The sequence below is a fragment of the Ruegeria sp. YTSA064 genome (genome assembly GCF_059610325.1).
Map to the genome: position 1 here is coordinate 86310 of NZ_JBXWNK010000003.1, position 26253 is coordinate 112562.

The window sequence follows — 26253 nt, forward strand, 5'->3', positions numbered from 1 at the left end:
GATGACATTCACACCACACGGAAAACACCTGATTGCCGGGAACTGGGTCGCCGGAGATGTCACCTTCACCTCTGATCCCGCCCACGGACCCGCGCATGACTTCTCGGTCGGCACGCCGGGCCATGTGGATGCCGCCGTCGAGGCCGCCGAAGAGGCGTTCTGGTCCTTTGGTTATTCCACCCGCGAGGACCGCGCTGCCTTTCTCCACACCATTGCCGACGAGATCGAAGCCCGCGCTGAGGCGATCACCGAGATTGGCACCCAGGAAACCGGCCTGCCCGAGGCGCGCCTGCAGGGCGAGCGCGGCCGCACCACCGGGCAACTGCGCCTCTTCGCCTCGCATATCCTCGCTGGCGACTATCTCGATCAGCGCCATGACGAAGCCTTGCCGGATCGCGCGCCCCTGCCACGCCCGGACCTGAAGATGATCCAGCGCCCCATCGGCCCGGTCGCGGTGTTCGGTGCCTCCAACTTCCCGCTGGCCTTCTCCACAGCCGGCGGCGACACCGCCGCCGCGCTGGCCGCAGGCTGCCCGGTGGTGGTCAAGGGCCACTCCGCCCATCCCGGCACCGGCGAGATCATCGCCGAGGCAATCCATGCCGCTATCGCCAAATGTGGCGCGCATCCCGGCGTGTTCTCCCTTGTGCAGGGCGGCAAGCGCGATGTGGGCACCCGCCTAGTGCAGCATCCACTGATCAAGGCGGTCGGATTCACCGGTAGCCTCACCGGAGGCCGGGCGCTGTTCGACCTCTGCGCGCAGCGCCCCGAACCGATCCCGTTTTTTGGCGAGCTGGGCTCGGTCAACCCGATGTTCCTGCTGCCCGCCGCCATGGAGGCGCGGGGGGGTGAGATCGGCACCGGCTGGGCCGGATCTCTGACCATGGGCGCGGGGCAGTTCTGCACCAATCCCGGCATTGCCGTGGTGCTGAAAGAGCAGGCCGAGACGCTCGCCGACAGCGCCAGCGCCGCGCTGAAAGAGACTGGCGCCCAGACCATGCTGACCGACGGTATCGCGGCGGCCTATCGCGACGGGCAGGCCCGTGTGTCCAAAGGCACCGGCGTGCGCGAGGTGCTGACCACTATGTGCGACCAGCGCGACGCCAAGCCTTTTCTCTACCGGGTCTCCGCTGCCGACTGGCTGGCGGATGAGGCGCTGAGCGAGGAAGTGTTCGGCCCCCTCGGCCTGATCGTCGAGGCCGACGACCTCGACCAGATGCGTGCCGTTGCGACTGCCCTTGAGGGCCAACTCACCTGCACGCTGCACATGGACGACGCCGACCTTAAGGCGGCACAATCGCTAGTGCCGATCCTCGAACGCAAGGCGGGACGCATCCTCGCCAACGGCTTCCCTACCGGGGTCGAGGTCTCCGATACCATGGTTCACGGCGGCCCCTACCCAGCCTCCACCAATTTCGGCGCCACCTCGGTCGGGACTCTGTCGATCAGACGCTTCCTGCGCCCCGTCTGCTACCAGAATATGGCCGACGCCTTGCTGCCTACCGCCTGATCCGGCGTGGTCCGGGCGCTCAGTTTGACACCGATCTCCCAAATCTGCCACTGTATCCTGCGGGATTAGATGGCGGCTTTGGGCGACTCGTGGGACTTTGCAAAGACCGTTTTCTGCGCATTGCTGTCATTGGAGCTTCGCGCAGCAGCAGTCAATTTTGGGCTCGAAGCAGTCGTTTGCTGCACTTAGGGCGAGCGTCTGTTACATTACGTCTTACCGTTCGTTCTGTCATACTCGAGCCTGAGGCTTTGAAAAGCCAGATCCTATGCTCAGTGTGGTATATTTAGTGGTATGAGACCTATACTTATTATTTTAACTAAAATTTAACAGATAGTTACGAAAAATATATAGTTGCTCCTCGGTCCGCCACTTGGTAATTTGTGAGGCGACACATAGTTCTGCCACCAGCGACAGAACCTTTCCTTTTCTTGGCCTCACATCTTCCATCCATCACCCAAACCGATTTCGTTGATCCTGACTTCCTTTCGGAAAAATCAGGGCTGATTTGCAGATCAGACGCCGAAGGCGCCTGTTCCTGCTGATCTGCCACGTGGCGAACGCGGAAGGGGGCGAGGCAATGCTATTCGACAGGGGTGGTGCGGCCCGCAGGCGCAGCTGAGGACACGGCCCTGTCTAATAGGGTTGCCCGAGGGGGAAGGCAGCGCTTTCCCCCTGACGGCCAGGGGCGTTTGGCTCGTCCAAATCCCGCTGGCCCACGAACAGAAGCGGCGGGGCGATACGCCCCGCCACCACTTGCAGACGTTCAATCTCAGTTAGACGAAATCACACCAAGCGGGACCTTCCCTACATAAGCCGCGCCAGCAAACTGTTAGGTAAGATAAAAGATGGCCACTAAGCGGTCGTTCGCTGCGGTCGCCAAATTCATGCTATGAGTGCGAAAGTATCTGCTGAGAGGTCGGAAACCGGACCTTCGCTGCACATGCATAGAAATCCCACCATATGTCTGGGAGCGGACGCTGGTCTTTCGAAACCTATTTCACCTTAAGGTTGCTCATAGCCGCGTTTCCAATCTAACCTCCACTTTACGAGCTATTCTCTGATTTTGTGGTAAACAGGTTTCTTACAAATGCACATTGCGCACATTTCGATTTCAGAATTTCGAGGAATCAAGTCGCTTGAGTGGTCGCCCTCAGCATCTGTGAACTGTTTGATCGGTCCGGGTGACTCCTGCAAAACGACGATCTTAGACGCTATCGAGCTCGGACTAAGCCCACGATTTGGTTTCGCTGGAAGCGATCCAGATCTGTTTGGTTGTGACCCGACCAGTAAACCCGAGATTTGTTTGACGCTTGTCGATCTTCCGGATGAGTTGATTACGGAGCAAAAATATGGGCTCTACTTGCGCGGCTGGAACGAGGCAGACAAAAAAGTAAACGATGAAAAGGCAGACGGCGACCAAACAGCATTGACGTTAAAAGCGTTGCTTGATCCGGAAACCCTTGAATGGAGATGGGAGATCTTCAACGAGCGCCTTGAAGGTGAGCCGCCTCGATTTGGCTTTAAGGACGCGAAGTCTATCGCACCTAACCGACTTGGAGAATACGCGGACCGTCACCTTACATGGGGTCGAAATTCCGTACTCGGCAGGCTTGAGAAAGGGCCGAATGCGTCTCAATTGCTTGCCAGTTCAGTTAGACAGGCCAAGGCATCATTTGCCGCCGGAGATCGTGCGTCGTTTGATGATGTTGTTAAACTGACAGAGAAGGTTGGCGCGAACTTCCTGGTGCCCAAGGCCCAAGATTATGAAGCTCAACTGGATATCCATTCAGGTATGCTGGCTTCCGGCGCAGTTTCTTTGCATGATGGCAATCTGCCGTTGAGAACCCTCGGTAGCGGTTCATCACGCTTAATGGTGGCGGGAGTTCAAAATTCAGGCCCGAAGCAAAATATCACGCTGGTGGATGAGCTCGAACTAGGGTTGGAACCTCATCGTATCATCCGGCTGTTACGTTTTCTTCGATCTGGATTTCCTCAGGAAGGCGATGCTCCGCCTGTCGTACACCAAACCTTCCTGACGACCCATTCACCGGTCGTTGTTTGTGAATTGGATGTCGCAGAACTGTTTTGCGTTCGCAACAGCGCAGGAATTGTCGCCGTAAAATGCGCCCAGCCAACTGAGGGACAAACGGGAACAGCACAACGACATGTTCGATCCAGTCCTCATGCGTTTTTGGCTCCACGCTTGTTAATCGGTGAAGGGCGAACTGAAGTTGGCTTTTGGCGCGGTCTTGATGACCTATGGTGCGCCAACGGCAACGAGTCCTTCGCCTATCAAGGTGTCGTTGCGATTGATGGAGCGGGAAACGACAATGCCGTGAAGTTTGGTTCGCATATGCAGAAACTAGGCTACGGCTGCTTTGCGTTGCTTGATACGGATGTTGATGTTTCCGCAGTGAAAAAACAAGAATTTAAGGAAGCTGGAGGGCAAATAGCTGAATGGGATGACGACTGCGATATCGAACGCAGAATTTTTCTAGATGTTCCATGGGTTACAGTGCGGGAAATAGTCGATTATGCTCTCGAGGTTGTTGGCGAAGGCAGAGTGCTGAACAATCTTTGCTTGGCTGACGCGGGATCAGCGGACATTGATCGTGCTACCTTAGATACACTCGCCGACTCTGAGGCTAATCGTAAGTGGTTGGCCTCAGCCGCGACTCTTAAAGTCGAAAAAAAGCCAGGGATCAAAGAAGACCGATCATGGTTCAAAGACATGACGCGCGGAGAGCAATTGGGGAAGATTGTCTTCGGTTGTCTCCAAGACATTCCGGGGACTCCAATTGCCAAAACGATAAATGAAGTGAGGCAGTGGGTCGATGCCTGAACTTTCCCAGGAGGAAATCACGGCCATCATTCGCGCGACTAAATCCGGCAGTGTCATCGCAGCCGCTGGCTGCGGAAAGACTGAGCAAATCGTTCGGACAGTGAAAGCTGTTAGCGATGATCCAGCGGTTTCGAAACGCTGCCTCATCCTGACACACACATTCGCTGGCGTAGACGTATTGCAGAAGCGGTTACGCAGGCTAGATGTGCCCGCTTCCGCTTACCGGCTCGATACCATAGCGAGCTGGACCCTGCGATTTGCGAAAGGCTACCCAAAGACCTCTGGGATCAAAAACACCAATCCACAAAATAACGGGGATTGGTCAGCGGTGTATCCTGCTGCAGAAAAACTCGTCAATTCTCAAAGTATCGATGACGTGATCATTGCCACTTATCATTGCGTTTTTGTTGACGAGTATCAGGACTGCAGCAAAAGCCAGCATGTGCTAGTCACGGGGCTAAACCGGCTTGTCCCCGTGTGTGTCTTTGGGGACCCCCTACAATCAATCTTTGAATTCGACGGTGTAGTTGATTGGTACGAAGTGGTTGAAAAGGACTTTCCAAACGTTGCGAAGCTAACGAAACCGTGGCGGTGGAGGAATGGCAATGCGAATGCCGAGCTTGGCGACAGACTGGTTGATTTGAGGACACAGCTTGAAGCTGGGGAGCCGATGGACTTCAGTGTCGACGGCAAAGGGATTCAACGGCATTGGTTGCCTGATTTGCCTGGTCCAAAGTCGCAAAAGGTTACAAATGTTTGCCTCGATACAATAGATCTCGAAGGCACCTTGGTGGTCGTGGCACAATCCGCATCCGAGGCGTCGCGAGCCAAAATCGCTGAAAGAATGGCTAAGCAGGGTTTTGCTGTAGTCGAGCCTGTTTCGTGTAAGCCGCTCAGGAAACACGCAGTTTCGATTGAGAAGGCAACCAGCGAACAAAGGCTGACCGCAGTACTAGATTTCGTGAAGCTATGCGTCGTTGGGCTTAGGGCTGACTTCGCAAAAGCTGTTGAGTCTCACCAAATGGGTGGAAAGGCCGGGCGAAAGAAATTCGGCGATCTCATCGACATCGGAGATCGAGTTACAAAGCCAGACGGGTTGCTGCACGTGCTGGTGCTTGTTGAGGAGATATTGAATCGAGATGACGTTTTCCCTTATCGCCGAGAGCTTCTTCGCATGATGATTGCAGCGCTTCGAACATCAAGAGCGACAGGCGCACTGCTTTCTGAAGCGGCGGGGGACATTGAAGCCAAATCCCGGCACTTAGGCCGTCATGTCGCCCGAAGGAGTGTCGGCAGTACACTTTTGTTGAAAGGCTTGGAATTCGAGCATGTCGTAATCGTTGAGTACGATGGGATGACCCAGGAGGATTGGTATGTAGCTCTCACGCGTGCGACGAAGTCAGTGACTGTGTTGTCATCTCAATCCCAAGTTTCATGGGGAGATAAATGATGTTTAGGCCAATCATTCTCGTGTCTTCCGAGATTGCGCGTGACAGGGTGCGTGACAGGTGCCAACGAGAAGGTCTAATAAGTCTTTGAAATCATTGGGGAGCGAAGCTGCAAAAAAGAATGTAGCCCATGAAGGTAGTTCTCTTATAAATTGCGCAGTGTGACACTATGTTTATGTAATGGCCAATGACATATCAACGTACCTTCTAAAGAATGGCCCGAAGCTCACTTCGGATATCCTTCGCCACCTTGAGAAAACGGGGCTCTCACCCGATACCGCTCGTCAAAGGCTAAGGCGCAGACCCACTTCGGTTAAGACACTGTCGGGACTGAGCTTTCCAAAGAACGCTCGTTTCTACTTTCACGAGGCGCACTTCGGCACCTATCGGTATTGGGACGGGCTTTATGATGCCCTGACTGGAGGCAGCCCAACCTACGGGCCAGCAATAGCCGGTATGATTGCGAAGGGCGGGATCGTTCCAAGAGATTTCTTCCCAATCATCTCTGGTGCGCCGCTGAAGCAGAAAAAGAAGACAGGCAGCGATGCAGTCCTAGCCCGCCTCAAAGGCATAGGGTTTCTAACGGAGTTCAATGTCGGCGATACAGCTGTTGTAGCCTTTCACCACCATTCGGGTTTTCCAGTGGACTTGGACAGTTATGCCGCGCAGCTTACTGTTCAACGTGTCCTCTTGGACACGGTTGCCGACTGGGCACGCAAGCTCGGAATGGTGAGCTACAACAAAGTTGCCATACGAGAGCGCGGCCAAGCGCTCCCACAGTTTGGGACCCACGCTTTTGACCTAGTTGCGCCCAGCTACCTGACACCCATGGTGCGCTACGCCGACGGTAAACCGAAACCGGGCTTCCTCGTGGCGGATGTCTATTTAGGCGAACTGAACAAAGCGACCGCCCAGGCCTTTTTGCGCAAGTGCGAAAGCTCCCGTGCTATGCGACGATTGCCGCCGTTCCTCCCAGTAATTATCGCTGACGGCTTCCACCCCGATGCATTTCACGAACTGCGCTCCAACGGTATCATCGCAACAAAACCATCGGCTCTCTTTGGCCGAGATGTCGCGAGAGGTTTGGCGGGCTTGTTGGAAACCCTTCGTCACGCCAGTGCAATTGCTGCCAAGAACCCAGAAGTCATCGAAACCCTATTCAGTCAGTTGGGGCATATCGAAGGAGCTGCGGGCAATCTGCGCGGTGCGCTGTTCGAATTGATCGTTGGACATATCGCAACACTGCAAGGCGGCGGTTCAATCGATATTGGGAAAAAGGTCTTCATCAACACTGATGAGCGATACGAAGTCGATGTGTTCTGTGTTTCGGCAGAAACCGTCCGGCTCATTGAGTGCAAAGGCTACGCGCCAACGCATAAGGTGGATGAGGAAGAGCTAGAGGCTTGGATTCGAACCAAGGCGCGTCGCCTAAACAAGCATTTTCGTGCGCAAGAGACGTTGCAAAACCGCGTGTTCAGCTTTGAGTTTTGGACCTCCGGCGGAATTACTAAGGAGGCACTACAACTTGCTGAAACTGTTTCCAATGAAACCAAGCGCTACAGTGTCAAACTGGTGACGGGACCAGATGTCCGCTCGCTTATCACAAAGGTGAATGCCAAAGGTCTGGGGAAAGTTTTTGACGAGCACTACGCCAAACACCCGATCACCAAAGCAGAACGTAAGTTTGAAGCCTTGGAGGATTTCGGTTCGGTCTTCGAAGAAGGAATGTGACACTCTTTCGGATTGTGTGAGGTCATCTTGCACCAGTTTTCACGCTTGTAGCGAATGTCCGGAATGAAAGGCCGCCCTGCAGCGTTTGGAGTATCAGGTGAATGGCCAGTTTGGGCCGCGTGTTTTATAGTTCTGGCTGGCAGTTTTTAGAAGGTCGTTTTGCAGCGCGGCTAGATTGGAAGCGAATCTAGTTGCGAACGTATTCGGGTCATGCGTCTGATAAGAAGTATAATTGAGCGCTCGAATCCATAGTTTAAGGACGATGTAGGTGTCGCAACTTTTAACTTCAGTTCCAAAAAATGAATCATTAGAAGACCGCCCGCACAATGCAATAAACGGTAGTGACGCCGAGTCGTTTGCACTAGTTCGTGTCCTTGCGGCGTGCAGAGGAGAAGGTCAGTGGGGGTCGCGAGAAGACGACAACGCCAAAATTGATCTACTTTTCTCGCTCACTCACCCTTGGAATGCCGGTGAGAGAATAATGGTCTTGTCACAAGTTAAATCTGGAGAAAGCTACGGAGCACAACTGACATCTGGTGGATTCAAACTCAAAGCAAGCGCCAAGAAGAGCGCAAAAAGGACGAGCCACGCAATTTGTCTGATCTGGGTTAACCGAGAAACAAGTCAGGTATTTTGGGCGTACGTTCACCCTACTTCGAACTCATCCACCCAAGTTTACGGATCACATCACCGCGTCACTCCGGCTATGATGTTTGATTTGGCAAGATGCACTTCGAGGCATGTCGTGGGTGGCTTCGGTGGCAATGGAGTAACTCTTTCATCTTCCGACAAAGGTTTTCAAAATGGCAGGAGAAGAGCGCACAAGATTTACAAAGCAATCAATTCGGTGGAAAGCCCCCTGCTTGGAGAGGTTCAGTTCACTAGATTTGGCTGGCGGCACATGTTTCGACGTAGCCGTTCAACAAAGTACAAGGCCTCCAGTGTGGATATAGTGCCCTTCTTGAACGTACTGTTGAAACAACGGCCATCAAGCAACATGGTAACCTCAACGACCTACCACATCGACAGCATGTTCGAATATCGCACATGCGAGTATTTGCTGAAGTATGAGAAAACGTCTGCATTCCGCCGCGACACCCATCAAACCGAACCAGTTACTTCATACATTAAGGTTGTTGAGGAAATCCGTTACCCAAAGAACTGGGCGGATATAGCGATGATATCACAGCTGGTTAAGCGCCGCGTCGTTCTAAAGTCGGCCTATTTTAAAGCTGGATGAAACGGTGGAGGGTGTCAGTGCTCGTGCTGCCACTTTGTCGGCCATAGCCACTACAGCACCTGCACGACAGGTGCGAGATTGTTTTCGCACTGGGCAAAATTGCACTGCTTTTCACCCTACCACCTATCATCAGTTTAAACCGCTGAAGACCAGATTACAATCTGAGCTAATTCCGCGTGCCACTAGAGCCACTTTCTTCATCAACGACCGCTTTGCGGTAGCTGCACCGCAGAATCCAATGCTGCGTCCTAGGTCCGGTTGGGGCCGCAGCATCATGCCGCACCTGCAAATACGTGAATCCGGAGCAATGGCCGGAAAGGGCTCGAAGCGTTTGGGCAAGGTCGCTCCTTATTGTTGAGACAAAATTACGTGGGCCAAAGAAGACAGCTCAGTAAGTTGATCCTCCACCCCGGCTATGTCAGCCTCAAGGGTTTCCAATAGCGCAATCGCCGCAACGCTCCAGCCAAGAGCGTCTCTCACACAATCATCCCAATCGTCAGAAAACTTAACTGTTTTTTCTCTACTGTTGGTTCTTCCGTACCAGCTTAGTGTTCCAAAGCCGTTTGGGTGCGCGTATTCAGACAGGACTTCGTACTTCTTCCAAAGGCCAGGATGGCGTTTCTCGAGCTTTTTGAGTTGTGTAATTACGCTCACAGACTCCACGTCAACACCGTCAGTGGCTACCAATTCTATTGCTGAACCTTCCCTTGTTGCGAACGACCTAGAAAGAACAAAATCATCAATTCTCTGCAGATCGCTTTTGCTCGTTATAGGCTTCATCTTATCCGGCAATTGTCTCGCGAAATGAGAGTATGCCGCAACGGTTTCAAAGACAGATCGGCAAAGGATAATTGCAGAAAGACCACAACCACTTTGTCTGAGTACTTCTGCATCTTTGCACAATTGAACGCATCGCCATAGATTGGCCTGCCCATAAGCTCTTATTTTGTCAGATACATTGAAGCCTGTAGGGGGCTCACCAAAACGCATGTTGTCGAGACGTTGGGCTGATACCCTCTCGAACATTTCCTTCAATTCGCGGACAGTGTCTTCACTCAGATGTTGCCCAATTACTTCGCGGTCGGAAAGCAACAAACCTACAACCCTCAATCTTTATTGGAATCAACGCTGTAATCTAAACCCTTTGCCCCTTCCCGCAACCACCTTCGGTTGCTCTCCTGGTTCTTCACTGGCTTAGCATCTGGTTCGGCCGCAATGTCCGCTTCGGGCTGGACCTGCCTAATGCGTCCGCAGCTCTGAACCGTTGTAGCAATGACCGGTAAGGGCTCTTCTGGTATTTGCTGCGCCGAGAACGAACGGCCGCGTTCAGCAATGGAAAACCTTTGAGTCGTGAATGGCAAAGTCAGTGTAACGGCCCGCCTCCACCCGGTTCAAAATCAATGGCTTAGCGGCGTGGCAATGGTAAAACTATGTGTCGCCCGACATAATTGTGTCAGGCGACACATAGTTCTGCCATCAGCGACAGAACCTTGCCACTTTCGCCTTACTTCCTTCATCCAGCACCCAGACCGATTTCAATGATCCTGACTTCCTTTTGGGAAAATCAGGGCTGATTTGCAGATCAGACGCCGAAGGCGCCTGTTCCTGCTGATCTGCCAAGTGGCGAACGCGGATGGGCGAGCACACCTCCAGTACCGTTTGTGCAGCGAAATGGTGCTATGTCCCGCACAGCCGTCGTTGCCCCCGGGGGCGCTGTAGGTCCGCACAGCGGACATAGCACTAGTTCGCTGCGTTTGCTCGAATGTCGGCAATTTCGTCAGTGGTTGGACTAGAATCGAGCTTTCAGCGAGGCCTTCGAATTTTGCCGGTCATTCGCAAGCCATCACGAATGTTCAGCCCCATCATCGTGAGGTTGGCCGCCCCAGCGATCAGCTCAATTACCTGAACCTTGTAAAAGGTGCCGTCGAAATCGCCAGCAGCAGCTTTGCCAGCCAGAAACCAGGCTGCGGGAACCAGGATCAGCAAACCATTCAACGCAATGATAGGCATTCGGGTTTTCTTGGCTTTCGTAAGCGCATCTTTGCGTTTCCGGCCCATTGCCATGCCCGATCCACCAGCAATCGCCATTGCCGGGATGAGGATGAACATGCCTTTCAGGATCAATGCCTTGACGGTTGCGACTGTTTCATGGCTCGCAAAGAGTTCGCTGGTGATCGTTGATGTCCAGAAGAGGAGGATCATCACAAAGCCGATGCCGCCCGCGATGGCGTGAATCTTTGTTTTCATAGCGGTTCACTCAAATTGGCTTTTGGAAAGGATTACGTCAGGCCGTGCAGCAATTCGGCACCGCAATCTTTTCGAACAGGTGGGGTGCTGTCACAGCGCTTGAGGGATAGTGGCTGAGCTGCTGCTGAAACTCGGGGTTTGAAAACGCGGCGCGGAAGTCCGCAACAGACTCCCAGACCGCGTAGTTCAGATACATGCTGCCGTCACCAATTGCCTTATGCAGCTGAGTGCTGATGTAACCCGGCTGCTTTTTCATCCATTGGGCATCGCTCTTCCAGGCTTCAATCAAGGCGTCTTGGTCAACGGGATCGACAGTGAAGAGATTGACGAGAACGACGGGTCCAGCGTCCATGCCCAATTGCCGTTCAATGGGAAACTCGGGGTCGAGGGGTTTAAAATTGACCATTTCGGTGCTCCTTGAAAGTAGCTTCATTTTGGTGTCATGTTGTCATATTTAGGAAGCATCAAACACAATGACAACACGTTGTCAAATGAAATGAGGAGTCGATATGCCTAACGAGCAAAGGACCGAAGCAGGAGAAGCCGTGACAGCCTTGATACTGGATGTGTTTCGGCTGAACGGTCGATTGCAGCTTGCCGGTGATCGCCTCGTATCAGAACTCGGTCTAACAAGTGCCCGATGGCAGATTCTTGGTGCCATCGCCTATTCTGATCGGCCGGAATCCGTTGCCTGGCATGCACGGACGATGGGCGTTCACCGGCAGGGCGTACAACGGATCATCAATGAATTGAACAAAGAAGGAATAGTGGAGTTTCAGCCGAACCCACACCACAAGCGGGCGCACTTGGTTGTCATGACACGAAAGGGGCAGGAACTATACGAAGCAGCGATTACGAAGCAAATCCCATGGGTGAACGAACTCTCGGAAGGCCTGTCGCCAGATGATATTGCGTCAGCGCAAAATGTTGTTGACCATCTCAAAACACGCCTTGAAGAAGCCTCAACGCGGCAAGATCAGAGTTCGACCCAAAGCTGACACTCGTACAGAGTGCAGCATCGGACATTCTGGGCTCCCTGTCAGCATTCGCCGCGCTTTGCATAAACGACAGTTTTCGTCGGTTCGCTTCTTTTGGGTCAGAAGTGCTTGACGTTTGGGTCAGATTTGCATGACCCGGCCCATTTCCCCGACCTTGGCGTCACGATTTCTGAGCGCGCGCATTATCCTATTGCGCTCATGTTTCCCAAGCAGGCTTTGCGCCAATCTCTGCAACCAGAAAGTCCATGAACGCCCGCACTTTGGGGGACAGCACGTTGGACTTGGGATATCGTGGCGGCGGAGGACCATTGAACCTCCTCATTGACAGTACGGGCATCAAGGCTGAGGGTGAAGGTGAGTGGAACGCTCGTAAGCACGGTGGCCCCAAACACCGCATCTGGAGCAAGATACACATAGGGATCGACGAGGAGACGCTGGAAGTCCGGGCGGTTGAGTTCACCACCAGCAATGTTGGTGATGCGCCTATGCTGCCTGGGCTTCTCGACCAAATCCCACTCGACTAGGACATCGGGTCAGTGACCGCAGATGGGGCCTACGACACACGAAAATGCCATGATGCGATAGCGCGCGGCGCTCATGCTGTCATTCCTCCGCGCAAGAGCGCCAAACCGTGGAAGCCTACAAGCTCAGGCGCTATCGCCCGGAATGAGGCCGTCAAAGCCTCCAGATACTTCGGCCGCGCCATTTGGCGAAGGTGGAGTGGATACCACCGCCGAAGTCGTGTCGAGACCAAGATGCATTGTGTGAAGCTATTGGGCCAGAGCCTCATGGTGAGGGACTTCGACCGTCAGGTTGCAGAGATCCAAGTCCGAGTTGCCGTTCTCAATCGCTACACCACGCTCGGCATAACCATCACAGAGGCCGTAGAATAATTCTGTCCGGGGAAAGGGGAAGTCCGACCAAACCCCAATTTGTGCAACAAAGTCGTTCAAACTTACCATTGAAATATAGCACCAGTCGGTCGGTGAAATGTTCACGAGAGATATATGATTAGACAATTTTTTTGATACCTTAACATCTTGCGGCCTGCGATATTTGGCAATGGGTCATAAGCAACCAGGTTTGATGGGATTTATGATGAACAGAAGACACTTTCTGGCAACTTCTTTGGCGATGCTGTCTCAGCCGTTGTTTTCGACACGCACAACAGCATCTACTTCTTCTCAATGGGCGGCATGGGACGCCAGGGTAACGCCGCCAAATTTTGATCCCGCGACATCCAATCCCTGGGGGTTGCACCCACGTTTCCTGCCTCAGCGTGTGCAAACCAACCGAGCGCTTGTTCCGGGTGACATTCATGTCGATGCAGTAGCCCGATATCTATATTTCATCGAAGACGGTGGCACGGCAATGCGCTACGGCGTAGCCATTGCCCGAGGCAATCTTTACGAGCCCGGTGTCTACACAATCAAGCGAAAGGCCAAGTGGCCGCGTTGGACTCCTACTGCCGAAATGATTGAGCGCGACCCTGATGAATATGCGCAATTCGCAGATGGTGTGCCCGGTGGGCCGACAAACCCATTGGGATCAAGGGCGTTTTATCTGTTCGAAGGTGGCCGCGACACATACCTGCGAATTCACGGAACGCCTTTTCCAAGATCTATCGGAGGTCGCGCAAGTTCTGGCTGCGTAAGGATGGCGATGCCACATATCATCGGGCTTTATGATCGTGTCAGGCCAGGGTTCACGGCTCATCTCTACCCTCCCGAGCGCCTTCTGACCGCGACCAGCTGATAGGCGCTTGTCAGGCGCGCGTACAGATTGGGCGCCCTTCAATAGTCCTGAGTGGCAGGTAGGTTGTTTCAACCGGCCCCACGTAGCGATACCAATAGCAACCGTCCTCAGGCATGATTTTAACGGCGTTCAGGTCCTGGCCCGGAGCAGCGATCTGGGCAACGGCGTCAGGAACTCGGGAAAGTATTCCGGGCTCGCTTTCTGCAGATATCGACGTTGTTTCGGTGCAGGCGCCGACGAGCATAAGTGCGGCCAGTGCTAGGAAAGCTTTCTTGAAGCACATGGTGTTTAGTCCACTGTGTTTGTCATTTGTAGTACCTGATACCCTCGCATCGACGGGTGATCACATCAATTCACCAAGAACTAAGCAATTGTTAGCGTTGCTTTTTTGTGCTCGGTCGATTCAAGAAAGCCAGGTATCGCTTAAAGCAGCCTGGAATTATGCCCAAGAAAAACTGCTTTTCCACAATGACTTGATGATTTAGGTCCGCCTTTTAAGGAAGTATCCCTGCGCCAACGGCTACGACAATTCCGACGAGACATCCCATATGAAATGTCATTTGCGTGTTGACCTTCCAGCGCAGGAACCGGGCACACGAGTTATTTGAGTCGGAAAAAAAAGATTAAACTTTGGGATGGCAGGCATGAAACGGAGCAAGGATAGAAAGGCTGTTACGCGGCGCGAAATGGTCGCCGCGTTTGCTGCGACGACGCTTTTTCCAGCACCGGCCGTTTTGGCTCAATCAACGGCAACTGAGGGGACGCGCCGCAATGTTTCATCATTCCGCGTTGCCAGTTGGCACGACCACTTTGATACCTTGAAGAACGGGGCTATCCTGTCCGATACACAGTCCAAGGTCCTGCAATTTTGGTCAGAAGATGAAAGCGTCTATCGGATGTATCCGACCAGCGTACCGCTGACGGAAGACCTTACAAGGCTAGGTTACACCAAAGTTATTCGCAAGGTCGAAGGGCCATCTTGGCGACCAACGCCGGCAATGAAAGAGCGCAATCCAGCATGGCCCGACCATGTAGGCCCGGGTCCTGAGAACCCTCTGGGGACACATGCGCTCTATTTGAGCTGGCAATACTACCGCATCCACGGCACCAACGATACGCGCAAGATCGGGAGAAGATCCTCCAACGGCTGTATAGGTTTGTACAATGAGCAGATCGCGGATTTATTCGAATTGGCCACCGTGGGCACGCAGGTAAAATTGATCTGACCTTGGTCAAGATGACTTTTCAGGACAGGTGCTTAAGTTCGGTAACTGACAACGACGTGAAAAACTGAGATGGATAAACTTACACTCTTGATAGGCGGAGTAGCGATCGCAGGTGCCGCCGCTATCGTCTACAATCTCGATCAGCAACCAACTGGCCATTCGATGACGCCACCTGATACGTCGGTGCTGGAGCCAGGAGACCCAATCCAAAACGTCAATTTGCCAGAGCAGCTGAGCGAATCTGCTGCCGTCGGCAAAGTGGCATTCGACGCCAAATGTGCGGCGTGCCATGGCGCGAATGCAACTGGCCTGGAAGGGCTCGCGCCACCATTGGTGCATAAAATCTATGAACCAAGCCACCATTCGGACGAGTCATTTTATGTGGCAGTCCAGAAAGGAGTTCGGGCACACCATTGGAAGTTCGGCAATATGCCGCCGGTCGATGGCTTGACCCGTGCGGATGTGAAAGGCATCGTGGCATATATAAGAGAGTTGCAGCAGGAAAACGGGATTTTCTGAAGGTGACGAGCCGAATGGGTAGTGCAATTCGTTACATCATCCTGTCAATGGTGCTGGCCTTTGGCGGGCTGCTTGGGACGGCCGATTCTGCTCATGCACATGGCAGTGGTTCACAGCACGTGATTGAACAAACGGACTCTGCGGACGTTGAGCATGTCAAGCAGGGTCATCCTGGACATTGTCATGGCGGAACGATTTGCAACGCTGTTGGTCTATTTTCGATGGGTCCAACACCGCCTGGCCCTCAAGATACTGAACAAAGATACTCGATCCCTCGAGCCCAATACCGTGTTCTCGGTATCGCGGCGTTTGACCCACCACCGCCGCGTGTCCTGATCTGACCAGTCGAATTGCGCTCAACATGGGCGCGTCGAAGCAGACGACAAGGACAAAACAATGAACATTCTAAAAATGACCACAGGCGTTGTCCTGGTTTCTCTGATTGCGGCAGCCGCCCTGGCGCATGGTGGCGCAACCGGCATCGTCAAAGAACGCATGGATGGTATGTCCGCGATGAAGGGTAGCATGAAGATCCTTACGCCGATGATGCAGGGGAAAACTCCTTACAATGCGGAAACCGTGCGAAGCGAAGCCGAGAAGATCGGGCGTCACGCGGGTGAGAGCATGACAAAACTGTTTCCAGAGGGATCTGATGGCAAACCCTCGGAGGCTAAATCGGAGATCTGGCAGGATTGGGGATCCTTTGCAGAATTGGCCAGACAATTGGCAACCTACTCTGAAGGCCTTGCGCTTGCGGCGGACAACGGGTTGATGGCGTCCGGATCGGGCCATGGTTCGGGCATGATGGGCGGCGCATCCATGATGGGTGGCGGTTCTATGATGGGTGCCGGAATGATGGGCGGAAGTCCCAACCAGGCACAACTTTCCGAAATGCCGGCAGATGGTGTGTTCATGATGCTGAGCCAGACATGCTCGGCGTGTCACGCGCAATTTCGGTCGGAATAGGAATGCGTCATGAGACCGATATTCCGATTGGGTCTTGCTGCCGCCGTAACGGCGTCAGCGGGACTTGTTGCCGTGATGGCTTGGCCGATTGGCCAGCCCTTACAAGCTCTCGACATACAAGGCGACGTTAACCGCGGGGCGTATCTGGCAAGGGCAAGTGGCTGTATCGCTTGCCACACAGATTTTGCCAAAGGGGGTGCGCCCTTGGCCGGTGGGGTGGAGTTGGATACCCCGTTCGGCACGCTCTTTTCGCCGAACCTGACCACAGATTCTGACCACGGGATCGGTGATTGGACGATCGGGGAATTTGCCCGCGCGGTGCGTCAGGGTGTGTCGCCTGGAGGAGAACCCTATTACCCAGCCTTTCCTTATCCGTTCTATGCCAACTTCACAGATCAGGATATCGCCGATCTCTGGGCCGCCTGGCAAACGGTTGCACCGGTAGCGGAACCGTCAAAAGAGCAGGAAATGGCGTTCCCCTTCAATCAGAGATGGGGCCTGAAGCTGTGGCGCGCGGCTTTTCTGGAACCACCCCGCACTGATCCCGTGCCGGGCAATGACGAAGTGTGGAATCGGGGCCGGCTACTGGTCGAAGGTGCCACGCATTGTGCGGCCTGCCACACCGGGAGGAACCTGGCTGGCGCAAGAAATTCGGACACGGAACACTTCAAAGGAAGTGACTCCCTGCCGGGCGGTGACAAGGCACCGGCCATCGACTTTGAGACCCTGCAAAAGCGTGGTTGGACGGTAGATGATTTGGCCTACGCGTTGCGCACCGGTGTCATGCCTGATGGCGATGTATTCGGCGGCGCCATGGGAGAGGTCGTAAACTATGGCACCAGCTTTCTGACAGACGATGACCGGAAGGCGATGGCGACCTATCTGCTGGATGTGCACGACGGGGGGTAATCGAGTGAGAGATCAAATTTTCTTTGGAGGGAAGTCCTCATGAAGCTCAATCGCAGGCAATTCGTTGCAGGCACATCGGCACTAATCGCAGTGCCGACTATCGGGAGGGCGGCTACCGCCCCCCGAATAATCGAGGCGCGTTCAGGATTGGCGCGTGTTGCGCCCGACAGCTATCCTGAAACCGAGATATGGGGATATGATGGCGGTGTTCCGGGCCCCGAAATTCGTGCCCGGCAGGGTGAAACGGTTCGCCGGACGCTTCTGAACTCACTGCCTCAGCCTACGGCAATCCATTGGCATGGACTGCGGGTTCCGAACAACATGGATGGGGTGCCGGGTCTTACACAGGAGGCCGTACAAACAGGCGGCGAGTTTCAGTATGACTTGCCTCTGAAGGATGCGGGAACCTTCTGGTACCATTCTCATAACCAGTCGACGGAACAAGTGGCCAGAGGCCTTTACGGCGCGTTCATCGTCGAAGAAACGGACCCGCCGGACACGGATCATGACATTACGATCCTGCTGGATGACTGGAGGTTGGGTCAGGACGCCCAAATCGTCAATGATTTTGGCGCGATGCATGACTGGACGCATGCAGGCCGAATGGGAAATTACGTTCACGCGCACATATCGCCCATGACAGAAGTTTTGACGAACCAACGTTTGCGTATTCGAATGGTCAACGTGGCAACTGATCGGATCATGTATGTCTCAGTAGGTGGCGCAAACGGGAAGCTGGTCGCTTATGATGGCATGCCCGTAAGGCAGCCAGAGGATTTTGAAACCCTTGTTTTCGGGCCTGCACAGCGAGCAGACTTAATTGTTGATGTCACAGCGGAATCGAACGAAGCCGTTCAAATAACTCTTCACGAACGCGATGAATCGTTTGTCATCGCTGAGATCCCGGTTTCGGGAAGCGGTACATCTGCTAACCGCGGTGTGATCGAAGCCCTGCCACCCAACCCTGTTCCCTTTCTCGAAGATGTTTCTGACGCTTTGACAGTTCCATTGGTGATGGAAGGCGGGGCGATGGGCGGACTGCGTCAAGGCACTTACAACGGCCAAGTCATGAGCACCAATGAACTGGTTCAGGAAGGGCAGATCTGGACATTCAACGGTGTCGCCGGGTTGCCCGAAAACCCGCTTGCTGCCGTTTCGCGTGGCGACATAGTCCGGATTCAGATGCAGAACGACACCGTCTTCCCGCACGCTATGCACTTGCACGGGACGCACTTCCAGGAAGTTCTGCCGAACGGCAGCCTGGGGCCGCTGCGGGACACAATCCTGGTTGACCGGATAGAAACCCGGGAGATTGCGTTCGTTGCGGATAACCCGGGGGACTGGCTGTTTCATTGCCACATGCTGTCGCATCAGGCCGCTGGTATGAAGACCTGGCTGAGCGTAGCGTGATGAACAGGAGCGCAGCGAAATGGCTGTCACTGGCTGCCGTCGTGATAATTGTCGCGGTCATTGGCTGGGGCCTGAGTGGGCGTGCGCAGAACAGTGCATCGGCGGATTCGGCACGTGGTGCAGTTTTGTACGCCGAAAACTGCGCGTCATGCCACGGAGCCAATTTGGAGGGTCAGCCGGATTGGCAAACACCTGATCCGGAGGGCGTCTTGCGGGCACCCCCGCATGACCGAACCGGGCACACCTGGCATCACGGCGACAAGCTGTTGTTCGACTATACAAAGTTTGGCGGGGACCAAACTTTGAAACAGATGGGTGTCGCTGACGTCAAAAGCGGCATGCCAGGCTTCGGGGACACTCTGTCGGATCAGGATATCGGGGACATCCTCGCCTTCATCAAGGAGAGTTGGCCGGATTGGGAACGCAAGCTGCAAGAGCAACGCACCGAAGCAGAACAAACGGAAGGAAACTGATGTGAAACGAATACTTGCAGGCTTAGTCGCTATCGCCATGTCGATTGGCATTCCTATGGCACGCGCCGACGAGCTGTCTGACTCCGATGTAAAACGGCTGGCTCTCGAAGCCATTTTGGAAAACCCTGAGATCATCATGCAGGCGATTCAACTGCTTCAACAGCGCGAGGATCAGGCAAAAGCCGACGCAATTGGAAGCGTCTTGGAAAATCAGCGTGAATTGCTCGAACAGGATCCGAATGCGCCTGTCATAGGAAACCCGGAAGGCGATGTAACCGTGGTCGAGTTTTTTGACTATAACTGCCCATATTGTAAACGCGCTGCCCCGGTCGTGAAAAACGTGATCGCAGGCGATTCCGATGTACGAGTTGTTTATCGAGAATGGCCCATACTCGGAGAAGGTTCCGACTTCGCGGCACGCGCCGCGCTTGCCTCACGAAATCAGGGAAAATATGAAGAATTTCATTGGGCGCTTATGGCTCTGAACGGTCGCGCCACTGAGGCCAGTGTTATGAAAGTTGTTCGGGAACTTGGCCTGGACGAGGATCAATTGCGCGCAGATATGGAGGCGCCGGAAGTCGACGCACATATTCAGGTGTCCATGGAATTGGCCCGACAGCTTGGCTTCAGTGGCACCCCTTCGTTTGTGATTGGAGATGCGCTTGCCCCTGGGCTGATCGCCGAAGATGATATGACCCGGCTAATCGAGGCTGTCAGAGACGCAAGATAGAACCAAAGCGGTGACAGCATGTGCGCCCCTAAGTTTCTTATGCGACCGTGGCTTCGTATCCCTCGGACTTCAGAGCTGCAAGGATATGATCAAGTGGATTGGTGCTTAAGACACGTACCCTGCGGTTTTCCATGTCAAAGTCCAAATGTGCGGAGGAATCCACCGTGGCAACGGCTTTTTCGATAGCTGACTTGCAGTGCCCACAGCTCATTTCCGGGATATTTAGGGTCGTCATGGATGTTTGCTCCTGTGTTCTGTTGTCCCGGCTAAAGTATTCCAGCACAGGAAGGTCAAGTCGTGATAATTGGATCGCCAAAATTAGTGGGAAAGAAAGTCAGCCCCATCCCTTGACCTTCCACTTGCTGGAACCCTTATGTTGCACGTCAGCAGAACATTTGTGGTGACAATATGACTGAAAATTCACATGCACGATTTCAAGTTCAGGGTATGAGCTGTGCTTCCTGCGTAGGGCGCGTCGAGCGCGCGCTGAAATCTGTGCCAGGGGTAGACGCCGCTTCGGTTAATCTCGCCAGCGAAAGCGTTCAGGTCGATTTCCGCGATCCAGCCAACAAAGCAGCCATTGCTGATGCGCTAAACAGCGCGGGATACCCGGTACGGACCGCAGAGGTCACGCTGGATATTCAGAATATGTCCTGCGCATCATGTGTGGGGCGCGTTGAACGGGCCTTGCAAGCAGATGACGGCGTATTGTCCGCGTCGGTCAATCTGGCCACTGAAAGTGCAACAGTGCGCTATGCTGAGGGTGTCACCACGCCTGAAGCTATCGCGGCGCTTGCAGCATCTGCTGGCTATCCGGCGAGCTTGCGATCCGCGACGCAGACCGAACCACACGACCGCAAAGCGGCAGAGATCCACCATTTGGCGCGGCGAACAAGCTTTGCCGCTTTGCTCGCTTTGCCGGTATTCGTCCTTGAAATGGGCTCGCATGTTATTCCGGGCATGCACCACCTGATAGCGAGCACGATCGGTATCCAGAACAGCTATTACCTGCAGTTTCTCCTGACCACGATCGTTCTTATTGGGCCAGGTTTGCAGTTCTACACCAAGGGACTCCCTTCCTTGTTCAAAGGTGCGCCGGACATGAATTCTCTGGTGGCTCTTGGCACTTCAGCGGCCTATGGGTTCTCACTGATCTCGACTTTTGCGCCTGGTATTCTTCCGGCGGGAACCGCAAACGTCTACTACGAGGCTGCTGCAGTTATCGTGGTTCTGATTTTGCTGGGACGGTTCCTCGAGGCACGCGCCAAGGGTCGAACTGGTGAAGCGATCCGCAAATTGGTCGGTCTGCAGGCAAAAACAGCGCGAGTTGAGCGTGAAGGAACGGTTGTTGAGCTTCCGATTGAGCAGATCGTTGTAGGGGATCTTGTTCATGTTCGACCGGGCGAAAAGATCGCGGTGGATGGTGCCGTAATGACCGGTGCGTCATATGTCGATGAAAGCATGATCACCGGCGAACCGGTTCCTGTCGAAAAGACCGAGGGCGCAACTGTTGTCGGCGGAACAGTCAATGGCGCGGGCGCATTGACGTACCGGGCCGAAAAGATCGGCGCAGACACCATGTTGGCCCAGATCATTCAGATGGTCGAACAAGCGCAGGGTGCCAAACTTCCGATTCAGGGCTTGGTCGACCGCATCACACTGTGGTTCGTGCCTGTAGTGATCGCTGTGGCCATCGTGACTGTGCTGGTTTGGATGTTGTTCGGACCCGATCCCGCGCTCAGTCTGGCATTGGTGGCCGGGGTTGCAGTACTGATCATTGCTTGCCCGTGCGCCATGGGATTGGCCACACCCACCTCAATCATGGTCGGCACCGGACGCGCGGCCGAGATGGGTGTCCTGTTCCGAAAGGGCGACGCCTTGCAAATGCTGCAGGAAACCACTGTTGTTGCGGTAGACAAGACGGGGACCTTGACCGAAGGGCGTCCAGAGCTGACCGACCTGATTGTAGCAGAAGGAATGACCGAGGATGAGGTTCTCCGCCTTGTTGCCGCCGTCGAGGTTACATCCGAACATCCAATCGCCACGGCCATCGTGCGCGCGGCTGAAACCCGTGGTCTGGAGCTTCCCGAGCCAGAAGACTTCGCGTCGATCACCGGCTACGGGGTCAGAGCCTCAGTCGAAGGCCATACAATCCTGATCGGGGCCGACCGCCTGATGAGTCGCGAAGGGGTTGAAATGGGCGCGCTGTCTGATCGGGGCGCTGAACTGGCAATCAACGGAAAGACTCCGCTTTATGCTGCCGTAGACGGGGTTATCGCGGCCGTAATCGCTGTGACAGACCCAATCAAAACCACCACGCCAGACGCAATTGAAGCTTTGCACGGGCTGGGCCTGAAAGTAGCGATGATCACAGGCGACAATGCCGCTACTGCCAAATCCATTGCGGCGCAGCTTGGCATCGATCATGTCGTGGCCGAGGTTCTGCCCGAGGGTAAAGTATCCGCGTTGCAGGATTTGCGTTCAAATGGCGGAAAACTGGCCTTTGTGGGTGATGGCATCAACGATGCACCCGCGCTTGCGGCGGCTGACGTAGGAATCGCGATCGGGACAGGAACTGACATAGCCATCGAAGCGGCTGACGTCGTTCTGATGTCAGGTGACCTGACAGGCGTGGTCAACGCCTTCGATATCAGTCAGCGAACTATGCGTAACATCCGCCAAAACTTGTTCTGGGCATTCAGCTACAACACGCTGCTCATACCGATTGCAGCGGGGGCGCTCTATCCGTTTGGCGGCCCGTTGCTGTCGCCGGTTCTGGCTGCAGGTGCCATGACTCTGTCCAGTGTCTTTGTTCTGACCAACGCGTTGCGGTTGCGCTGGGTGAAGGCGATCAAAGTTGGTCGAGAGCAGATTTCGCAGAATGAAGAGCGGGCGCTGCAATCAGCGCCTGCTGAATAGTATAGGAGAGCCGCTGTGAATATCGGAGATGTAGCAGAACGTTCGGGTCTGCCTGCCAAAACCATCCGCTATTACGAGGATATCGGATTCATCAAACCCAGGCGCGGCCTGAATGGGTATCGCCATTTCGACGAAAAGGAACTGCATAAACTGGCCTTCATCGGGCGGGCCCGTTCCTTGGGCTTCACTATTGAGGATTGCCGTTCATTACTGGCGTTGTACGAGGACAAAGAACGCGCAAGCGCAGACGTTAAAGAAATAGCCAAACAGAACCTTAAAGAAATTGACGCCAAAATCGCCGACTTGAGGGCCATGCATACAACACTTACTCATTTGATTGAGGAATGTGCCGGTGATCATCGTCCCGACTGTCCCATACTAAAGAACCTTGGCGAAATTTAGTAACACAAGTCGCATACCCACTTCGTTCTCATAGCACGCCTCTACTGAGGAAAAGATATAACCTCAAAGTTCAATACAAATTGGACAATCGTAGCCGCTGGTTGTGCCACCTGCTGGATGGTCATATTTGTTCTACAAGCCTTTAGTTGTATGGCTAGCTGCTCAAACGCATGAAGGCGCTCGCCAAAGCTGTTATGCAGACGGCACCGGCGGCAAATGTCAGCAACGCGATTGCAATTGGTCCGATCGAATAACCTCATTGGGCATATTGACGAGTTGTTGGCGCTGAAAAGCAAAACCAAGAAAATGGGCCATGGACAACGCATAGCGATCATTGACGATTTCATACACGATCAAATGGCGTGGGCAGCCGTGGTGAAAAAGAACAAAGATCGCCTCGACCTCATGGCCGAGGGTAATAATTTGCTGCGGTACATCGTTAAGGAAAATGCCACGGCCTGAAATGCCACTGTCGAAGGTATATGAGCTAGCAACCATGAGGGCAGATGAAGCATTCAACGAGAGACCACCGCGCATAACACCCGTTCTGCAATGTCCAATGGCTTTTAGCTAAGGCTTAGGGGCGACCCAACCGTCACAGTTGGACCAGAAACAAGGTGGACGTTCGACACTGGAAGGTATCCCAAAAAATTCTCCTATTAGAAAATGAGAATAGATCCTGAGCTGCAGATCAGTTGCTGGAGATAGAACTTAGTTCCAACTTTTTTGGGTGTCGGTTTGCTGTTTCTCGCGGCCCAAACCGGACCTTGAGCGAAGCGTTCAGTTTCTGCGAGTGCAACCTACTTAGCGGTCATTGGTCCGGGACAGCACTAAGGAGTCCGGTTTCGAGTCGGTGAACGCCTTTCCTAAACCCAACCACAGAGTTGATGATCCTGTCCTGAAAAGTCATCATCAGGTTTTTTGTCCCCCTATCAAAACACAAATGTCTCGCGATGACGTTTTGCTTCCTCAATGCCCAACTCGTTGAGTGCCGCGTCCGTGCTGGTCATCATAGCTTCAGGACCACACATATACACATCTCGCATTCCGAGATGCGTGACCGATTGAATGTCTGCGCTATGCATGCGTCGCTCCTCAAGCTTGAGCGGCTGATCGGTGAATGTTGCGTCCAAACCATCGCGTGCAGATTTCGCAGCCAATGGGTTTTCGCCCGCGCTTTGAAACGCGACAATACGTAGTGTCACCTGATCCGAAACAGAGCCGTTTTGCTCCGCAAAGTGCTGCAGAACTGCGATGTCATCGTCCCGGCCGGAAAACAGAAGCACGATATCGATTGACCGGTGCTGCGGGTAAGCCGTTGCCACTCGTTTGATCCCGTCCCACATCGCCATAAATGGAGTGATGCCAACACCGCCCGCGATCCAAAGCATCTTTGCTGGGAGGTTTGGTCGGCTGCCCTCAGCCGCTTCGGAAAAACAGGAAAAGCCCGCGCCGGTGCCCTTGAACTGAACTGGAAGTTTGTGCGCGATCAGCTTTTCCGCGTTGGAGTGCAGAACATTGGACATCAGACCGCCTGGTTTGCGTTTGACCGTAACACTTACCCGATTGGTCGTGCGAAAGGCGTTGCTCTCTTTGTCAAACTTAGGCGCGCTGGAAAGCGTCCATGTGCGGACGTAGTCCTCGTTCACAAGCTGAGGGTTTGCCTCATTCATGTGGCTATATCCGGCGTCCACGAGGTCTGAGAAGCCAAAGACGCCAAATCCGCCCGGCAACGGGGCTTTGATTGGTTTAGACAGCGCGAATTCGAAGGTACTGATTGTGCTGGACAGCGGTTTTGTTGCGACAAGCTTGGCGGTCAATGGGATTGCGGCGGCGTGCGCCTCGATTGCGTGCCCCATCTGCTCCAACTCTGCGCGCAAGTATTTGACCGGCGGATTGTAGGGGGAGAGCTGCTCTGGTGATGCCAACTTGAGGTTCAGGCCTCCGCGCACGAAAACCGCGCCCGTCACCTTGATACGTGTCAGCAGGCTCAAGCGCGGCATCAAAGCGTCTGCGTCATCCCCAAGCAGATTTTCGGCGTCCCCCGTGATGTAGAGGATCCCACCCGTTGCAAAGTCTGGAAAGACCAGCCCAACCTGCGGGTCCGTTTCGATATTGCCCAGCGACTGGTAGAAGCGATTGCCAGAATGATCGGGCAGCACCAAATAGGTCGTGACCTGTGCCCCATCGTCCTCTTCATAGAGGCGGGTAAAGCCGGGCGCGCCACCGCGATGGTTGACGCCCATATCGGTCTGAACACCTGCAGCGGTGTCATCACTTGTGTGTTTTGTCGCCAGAAACACAGTACTTGCGCGCGTCACAACGGATTTGGCCTCATCAGGCAACGCAGATATGGGCGCGTCAAAGCTGTCATGGACAATTTCAGGACTGCGCTTGTCGTGCACCAGGTTACGGACAGTGATGTACTTGGGGCAGTTCCCCAGGTGCTGATCAGACAAGAGCTGTAACTTGATCTTCCCTTCGCCCTCGACACTTGCGGCACGTATGGAACCCGCGATTTTGTTTCGTCGGCGATTGGCGAAGTCGATCCCAACCCCGGCAAAAAGCCGCGCCTCAAGGCCCGATGCTGGATCTTGGTCCACAGCGCGCAAGAACGGGTCATGCGGATTGGTTTCCGCCACCACATGTGTGGTGTTCCGGCCATCAATCTGAATGCCAACGGATGGGTCGTTGTCTGACTGTGTGACTAGAAGGCTGACCCATGGGCGCCCCTGACGATCAAGCGTTGCGAGCGGCAAATTGGACAGACCAGAAAAGAAATCCGCATGCTGTTTCGGCATGTCGCTTTCGATGTAGTGCGGAATCGCATCGCTCAGCTCTTTGGGAGTGTGACGCCGCTCTTGCAGCATCAACTCACCTCTGTGCGATTTATGTATCTGTGCCATCGCTTGATCCATTCACGTTCGCCGC

24 protein-coding genes and 1 pseudogene are annotated in these 26253 nt (G+C 54.1%); 18 read left to right on the forward strand and 7 right to left on the reverse strand.

Features of this window, described 5'->3' with window-relative positions; translation table 11 throughout:
* The first annotated feature begins 1 nt into the window (after position 1).
* The 5 genes from AC2FI7_RS05290 to AC2FI7_RS05310 all read left to right on the forward strand — a co-directional run bounded on the left by AC2FI7_RS05290 (position 2) and on the right by AC2FI7_RS05310 (position 8768).
* Positions 2-1507 (forward strand): aldehyde dehydrogenase (NADP(+)), encoded by a 1506-nt coding sequence (locus AC2FI7_RS05290; protein ID WP_496815957.1) that lies wholly within the window; start codon positions 2-4, stop codon positions 1505-1507.
* 1087 nt (positions 1508-2594) lie between these two features.
* Positions 2595-4349 carry an ATP-dependent nuclease gene (locus tag AC2FI7_RS05295; RefSeq protein ID WP_496815958.1) on the forward strand — a complete coding sequence of 585 codons (1755 nt, stop codon included), beginning with the start codon at positions 2595-2597 and terminating at the stop codon, positions 4347-4349.
* On the forward strand, positions 4342-5799 hold the full coding sequence (locus AC2FI7_RS05300; protein WP_496815959.1) for a UvrD-helicase domain-containing protein: 1458 nt from the start codon (positions 4342-4344) through the stop codon (positions 5797-5799). The genes AC2FI7_RS05295 and AC2FI7_RS05300 overlap by 8 nt, the downstream gene beginning before the upstream one ends.
* A gap of 178 nt (positions 5800-5977) precedes the next feature.
* Entirely contained in the window at positions 5978-7528 is a 1551-nt protein-coding gene (locus AC2FI7_RS05305) for a hypothetical protein (RefSeq protein WP_496815960.1), read from the forward strand.
* A gap of 268 nt (positions 7529-7796) precedes the next feature.
* Positions 7797-8768, forward strand: coding sequence for a hypothetical protein (locus tag AC2FI7_RS05310; RefSeq protein ID WP_496815961.1), 972 nt, complete (start codon positions 7797-7799; stop codon positions 8766-8768).
* A gap of 348 nt (positions 8769-9116) precedes the next feature.
* On the opposite strand, the gene AC2FI7_RS05315 is transcribed toward AC2FI7_RS05310, so the two are convergent.
* The 3 genes from AC2FI7_RS05315 to AC2FI7_RS05325 all read right to left on the reverse strand — a co-directional run bounded on the left by AC2FI7_RS05315 (position 9117) and on the right by AC2FI7_RS05325 (position 11421).
* A complete protein-coding gene (locus tag AC2FI7_RS05315) occupies positions 9117-9863 on the reverse strand; it encodes a hypothetical protein (protein ID WP_496815963.1) in 747 nt (248 codons plus the stop codon).
* Positions 9864-10571: 708 nt separating this feature from the next.
* Positions 10572-11015: a hypothetical protein gene (locus AC2FI7_RS05320; protein WP_010437316.1), complete on the reverse strand. Its 444-nt coding sequence runs from the start codon at positions 11013-11015 to the stop codon at positions 10572-10574.
* Between the two features lie 37 nt (positions 11016-11052).
* Entirely contained in the window at positions 11053-11421 is a 369-nt protein-coding gene (locus tag AC2FI7_RS05325) for an antibiotic biosynthesis monooxygenase family protein (RefSeq protein WP_010437318.1), read from the reverse strand.
* Positions 11422-11524: 103 nt separating this feature from the next.
* On the opposite strand from AC2FI7_RS05325, the gene AC2FI7_RS05330 reads away from it, so the two are divergent.
* The 3 genes and pseudogenes from AC2FI7_RS05330 (at position 11525) to AC2FI7_RS05340 (ending at position 13768) form a co-directional block, all read left to right on the forward strand.
* Positions 11525-12013, forward strand: a complete 489-nt coding sequence (locus AC2FI7_RS05330) for a MarR family winged helix-turn-helix transcriptional regulator (protein WP_010437320.1) — start codon at positions 11525-11527, stop codon at positions 12011-12013.
* Between the two features lie 281 nt (positions 12014-12294).
* A pseudogene (locus AC2FI7_RS05335) lies at positions 12295-12906 on the forward strand (IS5 family transposase); the annotation flags it as partial.
* Positions 12907-13108: 202 nt separating this feature from the next.
* Positions 13109-13768, forward strand: coding sequence for a L,D-transpeptidase (locus AC2FI7_RS05340; protein ID WP_029621582.1), 660 nt, complete (start codon positions 13109-13111; stop codon positions 13766-13768).
* Positions 13769-13778: 10 nt separating this feature from the next.
* On the opposite strand, the gene AC2FI7_RS05345 is transcribed toward AC2FI7_RS05340, so the two are convergent.
* A complete protein-coding gene (locus AC2FI7_RS05345; protein ID WP_010437324.1) occupies positions 13779-14051 on the reverse strand; it encodes a hypothetical protein in 273 nt (90 codons plus the stop codon).
* A gap of 352 nt (positions 14052-14403) precedes the next feature.
* Here AC2FI7_RS05345 and AC2FI7_RS05350 point away from each other — a divergent pair, with 352 nt between their 5' ends.
* From AC2FI7_RS05350 to AC2FI7_RS05385, 8 genes are all read left to right on the forward strand, one after another.
* Positions 14404-14994, forward strand: a complete 591-nt coding sequence (locus tag AC2FI7_RS05350) for a L,D-transpeptidase (RefSeq protein WP_010437326.1) — start codon at positions 14404-14406, stop codon at positions 14992-14994.
* A gap of 69 nt (positions 14995-15063) precedes the next feature.
* Positions 15064-15513: a c-type cytochrome gene (locus AC2FI7_RS05355; RefSeq protein ID WP_010437327.1), complete on the forward strand. Its 450-nt coding sequence runs from the start codon at positions 15064-15066 to the stop codon at positions 15511-15513.
* Positions 15514-15666: 153 nt separating this feature from the next.
* On the forward strand, positions 15667-15849 hold the full coding sequence (locus AC2FI7_RS05360) for a hypothetical protein (protein ID WP_139056581.1): 183 nt from the start codon (positions 15667-15669) through the stop codon (positions 15847-15849).
* Positions 15850-15909: 60 nt separating this feature from the next.
* Complete coding sequence (locus AC2FI7_RS05365) at positions 15910-16479, forward strand: c-type cytochrome (RefSeq protein WP_010437331.1); 570 nt, start codon at positions 15910-15912, stop codon at positions 16477-16479.
* 9 nt (positions 16480-16488) lie between these two features.
* Positions 16489-17388, forward strand: a complete 900-nt coding sequence (locus AC2FI7_RS05370) for a c-type cytochrome (RefSeq protein ID WP_029621585.1) — start codon at positions 16489-16491, stop codon at positions 17386-17388.
* A gap of 39 nt (positions 17389-17427) precedes the next feature.
* Positions 17428-18798, forward strand: a complete 1371-nt coding sequence (locus AC2FI7_RS05375) for a multicopper oxidase family protein (protein WP_010437339.1) — start codon at positions 17428-17430, stop codon at positions 18796-18798.
* Positions 18798-19271, forward strand: a complete 474-nt coding sequence (locus AC2FI7_RS05380) for a c-type cytochrome (protein ID WP_010437341.1) — start codon at positions 18798-18800, stop codon at positions 19269-19271. Before AC2FI7_RS05375 ends, AC2FI7_RS05380 begins: the two co-directional genes overlap by 1 nt.
* A 1-nt stretch (position 19272) precedes the next feature.
* A complete protein-coding gene (locus AC2FI7_RS05385) occupies positions 19273-20001 on the forward strand; it encodes a DsbA family protein (protein ID WP_037320501.1) in 729 nt (242 codons plus the stop codon).
* Between the two features lie 37 nt (positions 20002-20038).
* Here AC2FI7_RS05385 and AC2FI7_RS05390 read toward each other — a convergent pair whose 3' ends face one another.
* The gene (locus tag AC2FI7_RS05390) at positions 20039-20236 is read right to left on the reverse strand and encodes a heavy-metal-associated domain-containing protein (protein WP_010437345.1); all 198 of its coding nucleotides are present in this window, start codon (positions 20234-20236) and stop codon (positions 20039-20041) included.
* Positions 20237-20409: 173 nt separating this feature from the next.
* On the opposite strand from AC2FI7_RS05390, the gene AC2FI7_RS05395 reads away from it, so the two are divergent.
* Together AC2FI7_RS05395 and cueR are read left to right on the forward strand one after the other, a co-directional pair.
* A complete protein-coding gene (locus tag AC2FI7_RS05395; protein WP_496815966.1) occupies positions 20410-22920 on the forward strand; it encodes a heavy metal translocating P-type ATPase in 2511 nt (836 codons plus the stop codon).
* Between the two features lie 15 nt (positions 22921-22935).
* Positions 22936-23322: a Cu(I)-responsive transcriptional regulator gene (gene cueR, locus AC2FI7_RS05400; protein WP_010437349.1), complete on the forward strand. Its 387-nt coding sequence runs from the start codon at positions 22936-22938 to the stop codon at positions 23320-23322.
* 219 nt (positions 23323-23541) lie between these two features.
* Here the strand turns inward: cueR and AC2FI7_RS05405 are convergent, their stop codons facing one another.
* Both AC2FI7_RS05405 and AC2FI7_RS05410 read right to left on the reverse strand, forming a co-directional pair.
* Positions 23542-23859 carry a hypothetical protein gene (locus AC2FI7_RS05405; RefSeq protein ID WP_496815967.1) on the reverse strand — a complete coding sequence of 106 codons (318 nt, stop codon included), beginning with the start codon at positions 23857-23859 and terminating at the stop codon, positions 23542-23544.
* 395 nt (positions 23860-24254) lie between these two features.
* Positions 24255-26228 carry a pyridoxamine 5'-phosphate oxidase family protein gene (locus AC2FI7_RS05410; protein ID WP_496815968.1) on the reverse strand — a complete coding sequence of 658 codons (1974 nt, stop codon included), beginning with the start codon at positions 26226-26228 and terminating at the stop codon, positions 24255-24257.
* Positions 26229-26253 lie beyond the last annotated feature (25 nt).